Below are 14,947 nucleotides of genomic sequence, written 5' to 3'. Positions count from 1 at the left end.
TCCATCAGGCCGCGTGCAGGTTGCCGCCGTCCAGCCACTCGAGATCGGCAGGCGAAAGCGCGATATCCAGCGCCCGCAGGCTGTCCTCCAGCTCGCCCAGCGTGCGCGGCCCGATCAGCGGAACCGACGGGAAAGGCTGGTTGAGCACATAGGCCAGCGCAACGTGGATCGGGCTCTTGCGCAGCCGCGCGGCGAGCTCGATGGCGCGGTCGCGGCGGCCGAAATTGCGCTCCGAATACCAGACCCGCACCAGTTCCTCGCTGTCGTGCCTGTCGCGCCCGGCGCGCTCGGTGAAGAAGCCACGGCCCTGGCTCGACCAGGCGAAATTCGGCATCTGCCTGGATGTCAGCCAGGCCTTCCAGTCGTCGGTGGAAGAGGCGACACAACCCGCCCAGATCGGCTCCAGCATTTCGGCCAGCGAAAAATTGTTGGAAAGCGCGCCGGGCTTCTGCTTGCCGGTGCGCTCGGCATAGGCAATCGCCTCGTCCATGCGCTGCATCGTCCAGTTCGAGCCGCCGAACGGGCCACGGATGCGACCGGCCTTCACCTCACGGTCCATGGCATCGACGAACTCGCCGACCGGCACATCCGGATTGTCGCGGTGCATGAAATAGATGTCGACATGGTCGGTCTGCAGGCGATCGAGCGACTGGGCAAGCTGCTTGCCGATCACGTCGGGATAGCAGAGCGGAGAATGCGCGCCCTTGGCGATGATCACCGACTGCTCGCGCACGCCGCGGCTCTGCAACCACTGGCCAAGCAGTGTCTCGGTGTAGCCGCCACCGTAGACATAGCCGGTGTCGAAGAGATTGCCACCGGCCTCGAAGAAGGCATCGAGCAGGATCGAGCCCGAGGAGAACGTGCGGAAATCCTCGAAGCCGAGCGCCACCACCGATGCCGGCTTCGCCAGGCCCGGAATGGCGCGCTTGCCGATCGCCGTGCCGCCCGACCGCAGAGGCCGGCCGGAGATGGTGCTGGTGCGCAGCGGGGCCTTTTCGATCTCGTACTCCAGCCCGACGGCAGCGCGCCATCTGTCGAGCACGCGCAAGGTGCCGAGACTGTCGGCCCTATCCATGCCCGGCCAGGCGAACTCCTGCCGGCCGGCAAGTATGGCCTCGCCGGCGCCGTCGACCTCGAAGGAATAGACATGGCGCTTTTCATCGACGCTGATCGTCTCGCGCGAACCGTCGGCGCCGATCACGTCGATCCGGCCGAGGCCGACATCGCGATTTCCGCCGGCGAACCAGAAGTCCGGCACTTCGATGCGGCCCTTGGTGCCGAGGATGCGCAGCACATTGTCCTGGTTCAGCGAGATGCTGCAGGAAACCTCGGCGACGATGCCTCCGGGAAAATGCAGCAGCGCCGAGGCCCATTCGTCGACGCCGGACTGGCCAAGATGAGCGGTACCAACCACCTTGTCGGGCTCGGCGAAAGGTTGTCCCGATGCCGCCCCGGCAATCAGCCGCGCCATCGAGACGGTATAGCCGCCGACGTCCAGTATGCCGCCGCCGGCGGAATCATTGGCATAGAGACGGTGTTCCGGCATGAAGCCCGGCATGGCGAAGCCGAAGCTCGACTTGATCATCCTGACCTCGCCGATGACGCCCGACCTGATCAGTTCCACCAGCTTCAGAGTCTGCGGGTGCAGCCGGTACATGAAGGCTTCGCCGAGAAAAGTGCCGGCCTTGCGCGCGGCATGGAACATGGCGTCGGCCTCGAAGGCGGTCAGTGCCAGCGGCTTTTCGCACAGCACGTGCTTGCCCGCTTCCGCAGCCCGGATCGCCCATTGCGCGTGGCCGGGATGCGGGATCGCAATGTAGACGGCATCGATGTCGGGATCCGCAAGCAGCGCTTCATAACCGTGGACGATGCGGGCGCCGGGAAATTTCCCGGCAAGGCCCGGCTTGTCGGGATTGCGCGCGCCGATGGCTACCAGTTTTCCGGTGCGCGAAGCGGCCAGGCCGCCGGCGAACGCCTGGGCGATGCTGCCCGGGCCGAGAATGCCCCAGCGAATGGGCGTGGTTGCGGTCATTGTCATTCTCCTTGAAGGCTGGAAGGGGGCAGCCGGTCAGCGCAGCCGCAGCCCTTTTTCGTCGAACAGGTAGGATTTGCGGATGGAAACGGTGACCTCGGACGTCGTGGGAACCTTCGCCGCGTCGCGTTGGATCACCACGTCTTCGCCATGGGCCGTTCGGGCGTAGAGAAAGCTCGTGCCACCGAGATGCTCGACCACGTCGATGGCGACGACAAGGTCGGTGCCACCTTCCCCGGCACTGCCGAAATGCTCGGGCCGCACACCTACGATAACCTTGCTGCCCGCTTCCGGCGCGGCGCCGGCCAGCGGCTGGGTGATACGGGTTTTCTCCTGGCCCGCAAGCTCGACCACGACCCCACGCGCATCGTGCCCGACGATTTGCGCCTTGATGAAGTTCATTTTCGGCGAGCCGACAAAGCCGGCCACGAACAGATTGTCGGGATCGTCATAGAGATCGAGCGGCCGGCCGATCTGCTCGATATGCCCGGCGCGCAGCACGACGATCCGGTCGGCGAGCGTCATCGCCTCGGTCTGGTCGTGCGTGACGTAGATCATCGTGGCGCCGAGTTCCTTGTGCAGGCGCGAGATCTCGACGCGCATCTGGACGCGCAGTTCGGCGTCGAGATTGGACAGCGGCTCGTCGAACAGGAACACTTGCGGCTCGCGCACGATGGCGCGGCCGATGGCAACGCGCTGGCGTTGGCCGCCGGAGAGTTTCTTCGGGCGCCGGTCCATCAATTCGCTGATGCGCAGGATCTCGGCCGCGCGCTTCACCCGCCGGTCGGTGTCGGCCTTGGGATTGCCGGTCATGCGCAGCCCGAAGGAGAGGTTTTGCTCGACGCTCATATGCGGATAGAGCGCATAGGACTGGAACACCATGGCGATGCCTCGATCGGCCGGCTCGACATCGTTGACCAGTTTGCCGCCGATGGCAATCTCGCCGCCGCTGATGTCCTCGAGCCCGGCGATCATCCTGAGCAGGGTCGACTTGCCGCAGCCGGACGGACCGACGAAGACGACGAACTCGCCGTGCTTGATGTCGATGTTGGCGCCATGGACGACTTCGAAGACGCCGAAGCGCTTGACCACATTGCTCAGCGTAACGGTTGCCATGCTGCCTCTTACTTGACTGCGCCGGCGGCGATGCCGGCGATGAAATGGCGCTGCAGGAGCACGAAGACGATCAGCATCGGCACGGTGAGCATCACGGCCCCTGCCATGATGCCGCCCCACGACACTTTGGTGAGGCCGATCAGCGTGCCGAGCGCCACCGGCGCCGTCATCGAACCCGGCTGGCTGTTGATCAAAAGCGGCCAGAGATAATTGTTCCAGGAGGCAAGGAACAGGATGATGGCGAGCGCGGCCAGCATCGGCCGCGCCAGCGGCAGCGCGACGAAGAGGAAGATACGCCACTCCTTCACGCCTTCGACACGGGCGGCGTCGAACAGATCGTCCGGCATCATCGAAAAACTTTGCCGCATGAACAGCACGCCGAGCGAATTGAAGAGCGGCGGCACGATCAGCGCCACCCAGGTGTTGGCGAGTTGGAAGTCGCGCGCCACCATGATGAATTGCGGGATCAGCACCACCGCATAGGGAAGCGTGATGGTGCCGAAGATGATGCCGACAACCACACCTTTGCCGAAGAACTGGTAGCGGGCCAGCGCCCAGCCGGCCATCGACGTCAACAGCACCGACAGGAAGGTGTAGGTCACCGCCACCGAGACGGAGATGCCGATGGCGCCGACGAAATTGGTGTCGCGCTGCAGATTGTTGAAATTGTCGACGAAATTGCCGTGCGGCAAAAGCTCGATGCCAGGGCTGAAGATGCCGTTGTCGGGCATGGTCGAGAACACCACCATCATCCACAGCGGGAACAGCCAGATCAGCGCCAGCGGGGTGAGGAAAAGATGCAGCGCGATGCTGCGCCTCAGGCGGGCGGAGGAGAGCGAACTCATTGCTTTTCCCTCGTCAGCCATAGTTGCACCAGCGTGATCGCGATCGCCAGCGCCGCCATGGTGTAGGCGACAGCCGAGGCATAGCCGAAATTGAGCGAGCGGAACCCCTGGCGGTAGAGCAGCAGGCCGAGCGTCTCGGTGCCGCCGCCCGGCCCGCCGCGCTCGGTGATCAGGAAGGGCTCGGTGAACAATTGCATGGTGCCGATGATCGACAGCACCAGGCAGAACACGATGACCGGTTTCAAGAGCGGCAAGGTGATGTAGAAGAACTGCTTGAGCTTGCTGACGCGGTCGAGCGTCGCCGCCTCGTAGACATCCTCGGAGATGGATTGCATGCCGGCCAGAAGGATGATGGCGTTGTAGCCGGCCCAGCGCCAGGTGACCGCGATCATGATCAGCGCCATGGCCGGCGTGACATTGGAGAACCAGTCGATCTTGGGCAGCCCGACGCTGTTCAGGAGCTTGTTGACGATGCCGAAGTCGAGACTGAACATCAGCCGGAACACCGCCGAATAGGCGACCTCGCCGACGACGACCGGAGCGAAGAATGCAAAGCGGTAGAGACCCCTCGCCTTCAAGAGCGGCGAATTCAAAAGCACGGCCATCACCATGGCCAGCGCGATCATCACCGGCACCTGGATGACGAGGATGAGCAGCGTGTTCTTCAGCGCGTTGAAGAAGGCCGGATCGCCGATCAGCCGGCCCCAGTTGAAGCCCGGCGCGAAACGCCAGGGCACGGTGCGTGTCGCCTGGAAGGAGATCATGAACGACGAGATGATCGGCCATACCCAGAAGACGGAGAAGATCAGCAGATAAGGCGCCAGGAAACGATAGGCCGTGGCGTTGCGGTTTCGCATCCTGCTGCTCCTCCCTCATATCCGGTGTTTCAGACAAGCTCGCAGGCGCAGAGTCCGGGCGGCAAGAGTCGTCCCGGACCCCGTCCCTGGGAGGTTATGATTTGACCGGCAATCCGGTCGCCGCCGCGATCTGTTTTGCGGCGTCGTCGAGTGCCGCCTTGGCGTCGGGATAGCCTCCGGCCAGATATTTGGTCTGCACCGCGCGGACGATGATTTCGGCATCGCTCTGGAACTGCGTGCCGCGGCTGGGGACGACCTTGGGCAAGGTGCCCAGAATATCCTTCCATACCGCCTGGCCACCCCAATAGGGCAGGCCTTGGCTGACGTAGGGGTCATCCAGCGCCGAGACCAGCGAAGGGACCAGGCCGAACTCCTTCAGCATGGTGATCTGGCCTTCATTGGTTCCGAGGGTGTATTTCAGGTATTCGTAAGCCGCTTCCTTGTTCTTCGAGGCCGAGGTGATTGCCAGCGACGAGCCGCCGAGATTGGCGGCGCGGGGACCGTCGGCCGTCAGGCTCGGCATCAGATAGACGCCCCATTTGCCGTTCTCGCCGGCTGATTCGGTGCGGATGGTGCCTTCATACCAGCCGCCATACACTTGGGTGGCGACAGTGCCCGCCGTGTTATTGGTGATCTTGGTGCCCCAGTCGGCGGACGACACGATGCCGGCGTCCTTCATCTCCTTGACCTTGGTCAGGGCGTCGACGCATTTGGGTTCGCTGACCGTGATCGACTGGCCATCCTCGGCGAAATAGGCGCAGCCCTGCTCGTTGGAGATCATGCGGAAGAATTCAGTGTCGCCGTTGAAATCGGCATTGGTCATCGAGACGCCCGGATTGGCGGCCTGGATCTTCTTGCCGGCGGCGATGAAATCGTCCCAGGTCTTGATCGATGCCGGATCCACCCCAGCCTTCTCGTAGAAGTCGCGGCGATAGAAGGCGGCGACCGGGCCGGAATCCCACGGCATGGCATAGGCCTTGTCGCCGACCTCGAGCTCGGTGCGCTTGAAATCGGGGAATTTCTTCTGGTCCTCGGCACTGTAGCCCAGCGTATGCAGGTCCACGAAGCAGTCGGGGAACTGGCTCCAGTAATTCTCGGCTTCGCCATTCTCGATGGTGACGATGTCGGGCAGGCCGACGCCGCCGGCCGCACAGCCGGCGATCGACTTGTCGTAGGTCGGCTGGTTGCCGAGATCCTGAACCGTGACCTTGATGTCGGGATGCAGCTTGTTGAAGCCGGCAACCGTCGCCTTCAGCGACGAAGCGGCGACATTCCAGCTCCAGATGGTGATTTCGCCGGACTGCGCAAAGGCCGGGGCTGAGCCCAGGGCAAGCGCGAGCGCGGCGCAGGTCAGTGTGATGCGCATTGAAATCCTCCCATTTCATTTGCTCTCTCTGCGAGCGTGGCTACACTATTCGGCGCGGAAGGCTTGTCGCCGACAAAGGGAATACGGAATTGGCGGAAAGTAAGATGCGGGAGCGGCCGTTTTACCAGCCAGGGGCCAGCAGCGTGGAAGGCCTGCCGCTGCTCCTGCAGATGTTTCACACCGCTCCGCTGGTGATGCTCAAGCCGCACTGGCATGCCCAGGTCGAGGTGAATTTCATCGTCCGCGGCAGCGTGCACTACCGCATGAACGAGCACGAAATCTCGCTTTCGGCCGGCGAGATGTGCTTCTTCTGGGGTGGCCTGCCGCACCAGATGGACGATCTCAGCGACGACGCCATCTATGCCGGCGCGCATCTGCCGCTGGTGCATTTTTTCCGCCTGCATCTGCCGGCGGACGTGCGCCACCGGCTGATGACGGGTGCGACGCTAGTGACCAGCGCCACCGACCAATCCGACAACGACAATTTCGCCCGTTGGAACAGCTATGCCCGCTCGGGCGATCCGGCCAAGGCCGAGCATGCCGTCAACGAGCTTCTGCTGCGGCTGGAGCGGGTGCGGTTCGAGCCCTACCGGCTGGTGCCCGAGACGGCGGCCGGGCAGGAAGCCGGCAGTGCCTTCGACCAGCAATCCTCCCGCAATGTCGGACGCATGTGCGACTTCATCGCCGAGAATTTCCTCTACGACATCGATTGCATGAACATAGCGGCGGCCGCCGACATCCATCCCAAATACGCCATGAGCCTGTTCAAGAAATCGACCGGCATGACGCTCAACGAATATGTCAACCTTCTGCGGCTGAGCTACGCGCAGGCATTGCTGATGCATCAGGATGCCAACGTGCTGCGCGTCGCCATGGACTCCGGCTTCGGCTCGCTCAGCGCCTTCAACAAATCCTTCCGCAAGCTGGCCGGCATGACGCCCTCCGACTTCCGCAAGGGTGTGGCCGGCGCAAGGTAGAGTGAGGGCTCGTTGCCGCCTTCCCATCGATACGAATGCATTGCGGCATCTCGATCATTGCCTAACGACGGATCCCGCAGTTGCTACGGCCCCGGGACGGAGGCAAAAAAGGCCGGAAGGGCCCAGCCCTCGCGCCATAACGGCAATGAAAGCGCCTGAGGAAGCCAGCCTTTCCACAGCCTCGCTTTTCCAGCCGGAAATCGCCACCTAGGCGCTGGACAGGCTAAATTCCCGTGCTATAACCCACGCGCTTTCAAGGGGCGCCCCACGGTGCCTTCATGAAATCCGGTTCACGCGTTTTCGTTTGCCGGAACAGGCCCAGATAGCTCAGTTGGTAGAGCAGCGGACTGAAAATCCGCGTGTCGGTGGTTCGAATCCGCCTCTGGGCACCATTCCCCTGGTGAAAATGCTTTATTTCCAGTAGGATATTGGACCTTGACGGATTTCCATCCACCCGAGTGTCCACCTTAGAATGCTTCGTTGGGCAACCCTGTGAGGATCGCGTCCCAGCCTGTACCATGACGGTCTAGGCGGGTCATCAGATTGAGCCAATCCCACTTGCCCTATCAATCTAACTGTTTGCCCTTGGTCTCAACGCGCCATCATCGCAGATAGATTCGTTTTCGGTAAAATTCGGAAATGAAATGAACTTGGCGTACCAAGTCGAGTAGCCTAATACAGAGGCTGCACGAGCCGAATAAGCGCATGCTCGAAATGAGTGATGGCGCCCGCTTTTCAGTAGTTGTGGCTGGGGGCTGCCAGCTTCAAGTCGGGAGACGGTACTCGAAAGCGAGCGCGCTTAGACGGTCGTCCTCGAGTCTCCAGGGTGAGAATACAGCCAGATCACCACCTTTCGGGCTGGTCTCTCCATCCAACAACCTTATCCCATGCACCACCAATAGGGCGTTCCGGGGATGGCTGGCACGATGGAGTGCGACCTCATTTCGCGTGAGGAGCACGCTGGTTAATCCCCCCGTCGTCCCCTTGACCTCAATAACCCAATCTTCACCGCCGCGCCGGGCGCGGAAGTCACAACTGTCGGTGGTCGAGACGTTCTTGTATTCGAAACCTTCGTCTCTTAGCCATCGCTCCGCGATCGTCATGGCGTGAAGTTCGACTAGCTTTCGCATTGGCGCGCTTAGGCGCCCCTGGCCCTTAGAGCGATCCTTAGTGGGCGAGGCCAATTTCTCCAGGTCATCATGAAGTCCCTGCATCTCCGCGCTGATGCTGCCGGGGGCGATACCGGCCTCCTGTGCCGCGTACAGCTTGGCCAACGGGCCCATGAAGCGCACTAGGTCCGCAAACAGCACATCATCGGTCGGGATGCGCCCTCTCGGATAGAACTTTGAAGCTACTGTTGTGCGCTCGTAGCCGCGAGCAAGATCGAAAGTCCCGAGTTCTACGCCAAGGCGAACACCAGGATCGGCCCCAAACTCGGCGCCAAGGACGCTCGCCGCCCATCTCATGAGTTCGGCAACTTCGGCATCACTGCGATTGACGAAGCCAGTGCCAACGATCTGTGTGGAACCGTGACTAAGGCAAAGCGATACGCCAGATCCATCGGGATGGAAGAGGTAGACCACGTACCAGCCACTTGTCGCAGAGGGCGAACGAGAGGTCGAGAACCAGCGCACCCACGGGATGCGAGACATTTGGCCCTGATTGTCCTTTCCCTCAGCTTTGGCGTCCAGGCCGAACTTGCCGAGTGCAGCTTGTAGCGCGGTCCTACGAGCCTCCATTTCTGCCGGCAGTGTCCTCCGAATTAGGATACCACGCTGCTCCATTTCGGGCGTCTGGTTCGCGGAGTACTTTGCTTGGAGCCCAACAATCTCTTGCAGTGTTTCTCGCACACCGTTTTCCCCGCCGCCATTTATCTCTTCGATCGTCGCCAACCGGCGGCAGCGGCTTCCGCTTCGGTGCAGAACCATCTTTCGCCCTTGGCTTCAGTGATTTTCGTCACGCTATAATACTTCTGTCCCAGCACGTGATAGATGCGTTCGCCGTCTGCTGAAATGTTGCCTTTGATAGTGCAGCCGGAGTTGCCGTCGCCGGTTGCAAAAAGCGGTGCAGTTGGCGTTTGTGCGTCGTCGCTACGCTGCGCTCGCCAGTCCCATGGCGCTTGAAACGATCCTACCCACAAACCAACCTTTGCCGCCTTGGCTTTCGCCTGTGGCGCTGCATATGCGCCGTTGCTGTACTTGGGCCAATCTAGCGCCTGGCCGTGTTCAACCATCCATGCGGCCACGCTCGCGCCATCCGCTCGCGTGCAGTCGCCGACAAACCTCCCGTAGCGATCCCATGTGATGAACGCGCATTGGACGGGCTTAGAGGTAGCTAGGAAGCCGTCCAGGGCTTCTGCGGAGCGTCGTCCACAGGGATATTCGAAGCCCTTTGCGTCGTCACAGTATTGGCGGCTCTCCGGTGCGTCGATTCCGTTGAAGCGGATACGCTGCCCGTGGATTTCGATCGTGTCGCCGTCGATGACAGACGCCACGCCGGCAATCGCTACTGGCTTTAGCTTGATGATGTTCTGTAGGTTGATTTCTGGCAGCGATCCACTGTTGTGCATGACGAATTGAGTTACCAAGGCAGAAGTTGCGGCTACCGTCACCAGCACGAGGCGAATCGGCACGCTTGCCCATCTTCTGGCGCGGGAGTGCTTCGCGCCGGTACGCCGCCGCCATTGGTCAGAGCTGTTGTCGTAACGGGATCTATCCAATTCCGTGCCCAAACTCGATTTCGCTATTGCTCTTCGCCAAAGAACACCTTTCGCGTGGCTGGGTCTTGTGCAACGACACAATTCAACCCGTCGTCAAAATCGGCGAAGCCAGCGGCCATGTCCGGACCGTTCATCAGGCATCTCTTATAGAGAGCTTCAAAAGCGGATTGATCGGGCAGGGCCGCCATGCCCTGGACAAGCCGTGCAACGGCAATCGACTGCTTCGCCCGACATTGCTTGTATGCTTCACTTTCCGTGTTTTGATACCTGTGCAAACAAAGCTTATCGGCCATTTCGAATAACCGCTGCATCGAATTGCCTTCGGCCGTAGCCGTACCATTCATTATGGTGCCAACCACACTAGCCAAAGCCGCTGCGGTAAAATGCAAACGCAAATGCATGCAGCTACCCCCAAAACCCCGAGCACGATAATGAGCGCTCTGCATGTTATTGTCGAATCCGCTATTGGAAGGATTGGGAGAGGGTAGACAACATGGTTTCGCTTCCTTTCGAAAGATCGGGAGAATGGCATTTTTGTACGGCATTCGATGAACAGCGGCGGGTCGCCCTCGAAGGGTCGCCAGGATTCCCCGATATAGCCGACGCAATTTGTCGTAATATTCTGCCTACCGCCAAACCGAGCAAAGAGCCTGCAAACGATGAGCGGCTAAAAGATTGCTGGCGTATCAAGTTTGTGTTCTCGGTGCCTCCTGTTACTTTTGACAGGTTCTTCAATGGTCCTTGCGGCATTCGAGCTCAATTTCTCAATGATGCCGAGTTAGGTCGCTGCGCGAATTCACATATGGTGATGATGCTTCGTCCAAAGGTGCTCCGTGCTTTGGAAAGTGAGCATACGCTGCGAACGGATGGCCCGGGGCAATGGTCGGCGTCCGGCTCAATTGATGGTCTATCTTCCAAGGTGTGGATTAATGAACTGTCGGTGCATTGCAATAGTCGAGACTTGGCGATAGCCCGACGGGAAGCTGCTGCAGGCCAAAACGGTACAGACAGCAGGGGGCTTTGCGCGCCTACCGGAACGGAGTTGGTGTTGTTCGGCGCGTGGATAAATCCTGACGGCGTTGAGATGGTGTTGCCGGAGAAGATAAAACGCCACGATGAGATCCACCTTCGCGGTTATTCCTAACTCGTTACCTTCTAGGAAATCCTCACCGGCCCTTCATGCTGGCAACCGGCGAAGAAGCAAGGCCCGCTCAACGATGAGCAGCAAACATTCAAACAGATGCGAAACGACGTATTCGCGGCGAACGGTTGGTGGATTCGGTTGGTCGCTTCGAAAGCGCCTATAATTCAACGATTGCGGCGGATGGGTTGTCCGCCCGTCAAGACCGGCAAGCCTGACAGATGCTGGATTTCTGAAAACTCACTCACCAAATCGCACTCACCAATGGGTAGACGCGCCAGATGATGCGGCAATGAGCGTTCTAAAGCTGCGCTTGGAGCTTCGGGTTTAGCCGATTTTTGGCAACAGTAAGCTTGGCGGCGGCCGAATAGAAATCCTTCAAAGCCATTACATCAGTGGCCTGCTGTGCCACCGCGTTCATAGCCAAAAGGCTCTGTTTATAATCTTCCAACTCTCGCTTGGCGGTGGCATCAAGAAGCGGCTCAAGAGACCGTGCCCTCGCGTACTGCTGATTTAGGTTTTCGATCAGCTTGCTTCTTGTATCTGTGCTCACGGCCTTATCTGCGAACATCTCAGTCGTGAACGCCCCAGCGAACATCTGAAAGTCAACCATTGAGTCGATCATGCGTTGAATTTGCTGGGCGCGCTGATCGTTCACCCGAAGGCGCTCTTCAAAAAGGTGTGTGCCAACTAATGTCAGGATCAAAGCTGCCGCGCCTGTTATGGCCAGAATCCAGCGCGGCGTCTCAGTTTCCTGCCACCATCCTAGAGATATGATGGGAATGAATTTCGCGCTCATTTTGTCAGCCTGTCCCCCTTTGGGGCTTGCTCGGCCGGCTTCGCTTCGACCCCGGAACTTATTTGGGTTCGCTTCCGTGCCTGCGCTTCGATTGTACAGAGTTCTTGCCAGCGCTGGTAGCCCATAGCGACCATGTCTTCCATGACCTCCTCCTGAATGTCGCTGACGCATTCTGATGAAATTTGGCTACTGTCGGCGCTATTTTCAATAACAATCGGAATTTTGTGGATGTCGGCTGCTGACGACGAAAGAGCGGACAGAGCCATGAAGACACCAGCAACAAGGGGGATAATGTTTTTTGAGTATACAACGATGTGTCCAGGTGAATTTATTGAAATACGTTGATCGGGGATATCCTCAGAAAACCCTAACTGCGAAACTACAATTGATATTGCCGTTGTAGATATATCACCAATATTACCCTCTTGATTGTTCTCGTGAAGTGCAGCAGCATATAGGACGATTTGCTGGAAGAGGAAATTGTCTAAAGAAGAGAATTCTTCCGACCGTACATTGAATTTGCAAACAAAATTTCCATCATAATAGTATCTCTCGTACATGATATCAAAAATATCTGTAAAATAGTTCTTTTCTATCTGCCTGACGGGATTCGGGCTAGGAATCTTGCGCTCAAGCCACGACGGTATTTCTCCGCGAGGCACCGTTGCCATCCACCGGACTTTTCTCGCGGGGATCAACTCATCCTGATACTGAGGCACCGAAATCAGTGTAGGGTTGTCCGCCGTGACTTCACCGAAAAGGACATCGTCATCGTACCCCTGCGGCGGAACAATAATAATGTCTCCCGCTTGGATTTGATGGAAGAAGCCCCGCACAACCCCAGCAAATTGTTGCCTGCTTTTTGTTATTTTATAATTGCGGAGGTCTGCAACACGCCGTGGTGGCTGCTTATCAACAGGGGAACCATTCCTATGCCATTGCGAGATTCTATCCGAAACCACAACTCTTTCGGCCAAATCCTTTGCCCGTCGCAGGTCTTCTTTAGGGTCAAAAGGGAAACCCGGGGTATCGAGAAACACCACACCGTCCCGCTTCATCGTGGAATAGTATCGATATCCATCTCCAGGGAAAACGATGTAGCAGCGCTGATCGTCGCGCAGAAATCTAGTGCGGATATCGACCGCAATTATTTTGGCCATCTGTGGATTCTCCCCCAAGCTATTGGCTCTATAGCATAGGGTAGAGACCGAGGAAACGAAGGCTATACACAGCGCCCGCTGTGGCCCTCAACCTCTCGGCAACTTGTGGATTTCCAACCTTACCGGCCCACCACGGTCGCAGCTTGTGCAGAACAATGCGCGCTCGACAGTGCTGAAAAGTGCATCCTTGCCATAGCGCTTTATGAGAGCAGCCGGCTTGACCTGCGCATGGTGCGAGCAGTTTTTGCACCACGCACGCAGCCAGTGCCACTCGCGCAGATCGCCTAGTGCTACGTCCAGGCCGGCATGCACGCTGCCCTCAACGATGGTTTGCGGCGCTATTGATGGCTCGCCCGGAGTGACAAGCTTCTCCATCACATGCCGGCTGTTGTAGTGGATTAGCACCATTCCCGGACGTCTGCGGATGGCCGCTTGCCATGCCGCTTGGCTGACGCTCGAATCCGGCGACCGGCAAATCGTCTCGATCAGCGTCTTTTCCTCGCGATCCCAGACCTCAATCCTGAAATTGTCATCTGCCGTTTTGCCCATAGCATCGCTGGCCAGCGCTTTTGGCGCATCGCCGTCCCGTCCTTAACTCGCCCGATCAGGCAGAGATAGAGAACATTTTCCTACCCGGTCAAGGGGAGCTTGACTATTTTGTTCCTATTTTGTTCACTAGCGCCATGAGCGACGAAATCAGACTGCCGCAACCGGACCACGTTACCGCCCACGGCATCCAACATCATCTTTGCGAGCATTCGGGCTGCGCAAAGGACGCCGGTTGGGGTTTTGCAAAACCAAAGCAAGCGCCTCACTGGTTCTGCTTTGAACACCGCGAAGAAGGCGAGCGATTTCTATAGGAGAACGCGCAATGTCACGTCATCAGCTTGTGCATGACCTGGAGAGCACTGCAGATCACATCGCAGACGCTTCACGAGCCGATTTGCAAGTGATGCTACGTCGCGCCGCACTCTTGCTTAGAAACGTGCACGGCATCGCAATTGAGCCGCGAACGGACGAAATCCTAGATGGCTTGGCCGCAGAGACGGGAACGGCCAAGCCTGACCTTATCGACACGATCTTGGCAGATTGGTTGACCGCAAATGCGTACCTATCGGTGCCGCATCCGCTTGACGACGACAGCGCAGTTGAGGGTAACGCCTGATGAAATGCGCCCGATTCCGGACCGCTTGATTAACTCGCTGTCATATCCGTGCTTCTAACAGCATCCGCCCCGCATATCTCGGCAACCGCCTTTAAATCTGCTGCAACTGCCAACGCTCGCTTCTTCGAAATAACGAGAAAATGATAGCGATAGTCCTTTGAAAACAACTTGGTGACTTTATCATCCCTTTTTTCCTCAAGCATGTCGTCTACGTCCATGCCTTTCATAATAAGTGACACTCTGTATCCGTCCGATGGCACAGACACTGCCTGAAGGTGAAATGCCGTGAACTCTGGAAATATATCAGATGAAACAACTATCTCGGCCGCATTAACAAAGTCAAATTGCAATTTATGGCGATCGTCTATCAAATCTTGATTGTTAAGCTGACTCCTAAGTTCTTGATGGAACGAGACCGCTCCTTTGCACCGTGTATCTCCACGATCATACGCTTGGTCCGCCCGCCAATAAACCGGGGTAGTTCCCTCTGCCAAAAAAGTGCCTTGAACCGTCGTGCTCAGGTATTCCTTAAGTTCGGACGTATGCGTTTCGAGCTTATTAATTCTATAGTTTACAGCGAAATTGTAAACGTAAGCTACGCCTCCGCCAACTACACCAAGCGACGGAACAATTACTGCAAGCGTTCTCACGAGATTCCGCCCTAGAAGTCTCCTGCTCCAAGCTTCCAGCGTCCTAGCACCAGCTTTGCGATCCCGCTCGAACATTGGCGATCCGCCGTTAGAATTGTTAGCCACACCGCGCCCAACAAA

At 58.5% G+C, this 14,947-nt stretch carries 15 protein-coding genes and 1 tRNA gene; 4 read left to right on the top strand and 12 right to left on the bottom strand.

Annotated elements, in window-relative coordinates; translation table 11 throughout:
* Positions 1 to 4: 4 nt before the first annotated feature.
* From FJV83_RS31620 to FJV83_RS31600, 5 genes are all read right to left on the bottom strand, one after another.
* Positions 5 to 2,032 carry an aldo/keto reductase gene (locus FJV83_RS31620; protein WP_142887009.1) on the bottom strand — a complete coding sequence of 676 codons (2,028 nt, stop codon included), beginning with the start codon at positions 2,030 to 2,032 and terminating at the stop codon, positions 5 to 7.
* Positions 2,033 to 2,068: 36 nt separating this feature from the next.
* Complete coding sequence (ugpC, locus tag FJV83_RS31615; protein ID WP_095775273.1) at positions 2,069 to 3,148, bottom strand: sn-glycerol-3-phosphate ABC transporter ATP-binding protein UgpC; 1,080 nt, start codon at positions 3,146 to 3,148, stop codon at positions 2,069 to 2,071.
* A gap of 8 nt (positions 3,149 to 3,156) precedes the next feature.
* A complete protein-coding gene (locus FJV83_RS31610; protein ID WP_019860421.1) occupies positions 3,157 to 3,993 on the bottom strand; it encodes a carbohydrate ABC transporter permease in 837 nt (278 codons plus the stop codon).
* Positions 3,990 to 4,850 carry a sugar ABC transporter permease gene (locus FJV83_RS31605; protein WP_142887008.1) on the bottom strand — a complete coding sequence of 287 codons (861 nt, stop codon included), beginning with the start codon at positions 4,848 to 4,850 and terminating at the stop codon, positions 3,990 to 3,992. The genes FJV83_RS31610 and FJV83_RS31605 overlap by 4 nt, the downstream gene beginning before the upstream one ends.
* Before the next feature lie 94 nt (positions 4,851 to 4,944).
* Positions 4,945 to 6,216 (bottom strand): ABC transporter substrate-binding protein, encoded by a 1,272-nt coding sequence (locus FJV83_RS31600; RefSeq protein ID WP_095793813.1) that lies wholly within the window; start codon positions 6,214 to 6,216, stop codon positions 4,945 to 4,947.
* Positions 6,217 to 6,320: 104 nt separating this feature from the next.
* Between FJV83_RS31600 and FJV83_RS31595 the strand changes: the two genes are divergently transcribed.
* Together FJV83_RS31595 and FJV83_RS31590 are read left to right on the top strand one after the other, a co-directional pair.
* The gene (locus tag FJV83_RS31595; protein WP_142887007.1) at positions 6,321 to 7,193 is read left to right on the top strand and encodes a helix-turn-helix domain-containing protein; all 873 of its coding nucleotides are present in this window, start codon (positions 6,321 to 6,323) and stop codon (positions 7,191 to 7,193) included.
* A gap of 316 nt (positions 7,194 to 7,509) precedes the next feature.
* Positions 7,510 to 7,585 (top strand) — tRNA-Phe (locus FJV83_RS31590).
* Between the two features lie 372 nt (positions 7,586 to 7,957).
* Here the strand turns inward: FJV83_RS31590 and FJV83_RS31585 are convergent.
* From FJV83_RS31585 to FJV83_RS31575, 3 genes are all read right to left on the bottom strand, one after another.
* Positions 7,958 to 9,085, bottom strand: a complete 1,128-nt coding sequence (locus FJV83_RS31585) for a DUF3578 domain-containing protein (protein WP_185973463.1) — start codon at positions 9,083 to 9,085, stop codon at positions 7,958 to 7,960.
* Entirely contained in the window at positions 9,064 to 9,825 is a 762-nt protein-coding gene (locus tag FJV83_RS31580) for a thermonuclease family protein (RefSeq protein ID WP_142887006.1), read from the bottom strand. Before FJV83_RS31580 ends, FJV83_RS31585 begins: the two co-directional genes overlap by 22 nt.
* A 110-nt stretch (positions 9,826 to 9,935) precedes the next feature.
* Positions 9,936 to 10,313 (bottom strand): hypothetical protein, encoded by a 378-nt coding sequence (locus FJV83_RS31575; RefSeq protein WP_142887005.1) that lies wholly within the window; start codon positions 10,311 to 10,313, stop codon positions 9,936 to 9,938.
* Between the two features lie 92 nt (positions 10,314 to 10,405).
* Between FJV83_RS31575 and FJV83_RS31570 the strand changes: the two genes are divergently transcribed.
* Positions 10,406 to 11,056: a hypothetical protein gene (locus tag FJV83_RS31570; RefSeq protein ID WP_142887004.1), complete on the top strand. Its 651-nt coding sequence runs from the start codon at positions 10,406 to 10,408 to the stop codon at positions 11,054 to 11,056.
* Positions 11,057 to 11,354: 298 nt separating this feature from the next.
* Here FJV83_RS31570 and FJV83_RS31565 read toward each other — a convergent pair whose 3' ends face one another.
* From FJV83_RS31565 to FJV83_RS31555, 3 genes are all read right to left on the bottom strand, one after another.
* Positions 11,355 to 11,852 (bottom strand): hypothetical protein, encoded by a 498-nt coding sequence (locus tag FJV83_RS31565; protein WP_142887003.1) that lies wholly within the window; start codon positions 11,850 to 11,852, stop codon positions 11,355 to 11,357.
* Positions 11,849 to 13,012 (bottom strand): hypothetical protein, encoded by a 1,164-nt coding sequence (locus FJV83_RS31560; protein WP_142887002.1) that lies wholly within the window; start codon positions 13,010 to 13,012, stop codon positions 11,849 to 11,851. The genes FJV83_RS31565 and FJV83_RS31560 overlap by 4 nt, the downstream gene beginning before the upstream one ends.
* Positions 13,013 to 13,099: 87 nt before the next feature.
* The gene (locus tag FJV83_RS31555; protein ID WP_185973462.1) at positions 13,100 to 13,561 is read right to left on the bottom strand and encodes a hypothetical protein; all 462 of its coding nucleotides are present in this window, start codon (positions 13,559 to 13,561) and stop codon (positions 13,100 to 13,102) included.
* 322 nt (positions 13,562 to 13,883) lie between these two features.
* Here FJV83_RS31555 and FJV83_RS31550 point away from each other — a divergent pair, with 322 nt between their 5' ends.
* Positions 13,884 to 14,177: a hypothetical protein gene (locus FJV83_RS31550; protein WP_142887001.1), complete on the top strand. Its 294-nt coding sequence runs from the start codon at positions 13,884 to 13,886 to the stop codon at positions 14,175 to 14,177.
* A 29-nt stretch (positions 14,178 to 14,206) separates the two neighbouring features.
* Here the strand turns inward: FJV83_RS31550 and FJV83_RS31545 are convergent, their stop codons facing one another.
* Positions 14,207 to 14,902 (bottom strand): hypothetical protein, encoded by a 696-nt coding sequence (locus tag FJV83_RS31545; protein ID WP_142887000.1) that lies wholly within the window; start codon positions 14,900 to 14,902, stop codon positions 14,207 to 14,209.
* Positions 14,903 to 14,947: the final 45 nt, after the last annotated feature.

It is taken from the genome of Mesorhizobium sp. WSM4307, assembly GCF_007003945.1.
Lineage (GTDB): Bacteria > Pseudomonadota > Alphaproteobacteria > Rhizobiales > Rhizobiaceae > Mesorhizobium.
This window is presented reverse-complemented; position numbering and strand designations above follow the sequence as displayed.

Coding starts and splice junctions, on each gene's coding strand:
- FJV83_RS31620 (WP_142887009.1), bottom strand. CDS start 2,032: ATGACCGCAACCACGCCCATTCGCTGGGGCATTCTCGGCCCGGGCAGC.
- ugpC (WP_095775273.1), bottom strand. CDS start 3,148: ATGGCAACCGTTACGCTGAGCAATGTGGTCAAGCGCTTCGGCGTCTTC.
- FJV83_RS31610 (WP_019860421.1), bottom strand. CDS start 3,993: ATGAGTTCGCTCTCCTCCGCCCGCCTGAGGCGCAGCATCGCGCTGCAT.
- FJV83_RS31605 (WP_142887008.1), bottom strand. CDS start 4,850: ATGCGAAACCGCAACGCCACGGCCTATCGTTTCCTGGCGCCTTATCTG.
- FJV83_RS31600 (WP_095793813.1), bottom strand. CDS start 6,216: ATGCGCATCACACTGACCTGCGCCGCGCTCGCGCTTGCCCTGGGCTCA.
- FJV83_RS31595 (WP_142887007.1), top strand. CDS start 6,321: ATGCGGGAGCGGCCGTTTTACCAGCCAGGGGCCAGCAGCGTGGAAGGC.
- FJV83_RS31575 (WP_142887005.1), bottom strand. CDS start 10,313: ATGCATTTGCGTTTGCATTTTACCGCAGCGGCTTTGGCTAGTGTGGTT.
- FJV83_RS31570 (WP_142887004.1), top strand. CDS start 10,406: ATGGTTTCGCTTCCTTTCGAAAGATCGGGAGAATGGCATTTTTGTACG.
- FJV83_RS31565 (WP_142887003.1), bottom strand. CDS start 11,852: ATGAGCGCGAAATTCATTCCCATCATATCTCTAGGATGGTGGCAGGAA.
- FJV83_RS31560 (WP_142887002.1), bottom strand. CDS start 13,012: ATGGCCAAAATAATTGCGGTCGATATCCGCACTAGATTTCTGCGCGAC.
- FJV83_RS31555 (WP_185973462.1), bottom strand. CDS start 13,561: ATGGGCAAAACGGCAGATGACAATTTCAGGATTGAGGTCTGGGATCGC.
- FJV83_RS31550 (WP_142887001.1), top strand. CDS start 13,884: ATGTCACGTCATCAGCTTGTGCATGACCTGGAGAGCACTGCAGATCAC.
- FJV83_RS31545 (WP_142887000.1), bottom strand. CDS start 14,902: ATGTTCGAGCGGGATCGCAAAGCTGGTGCTAGGACGCTGGAAGCTTGG.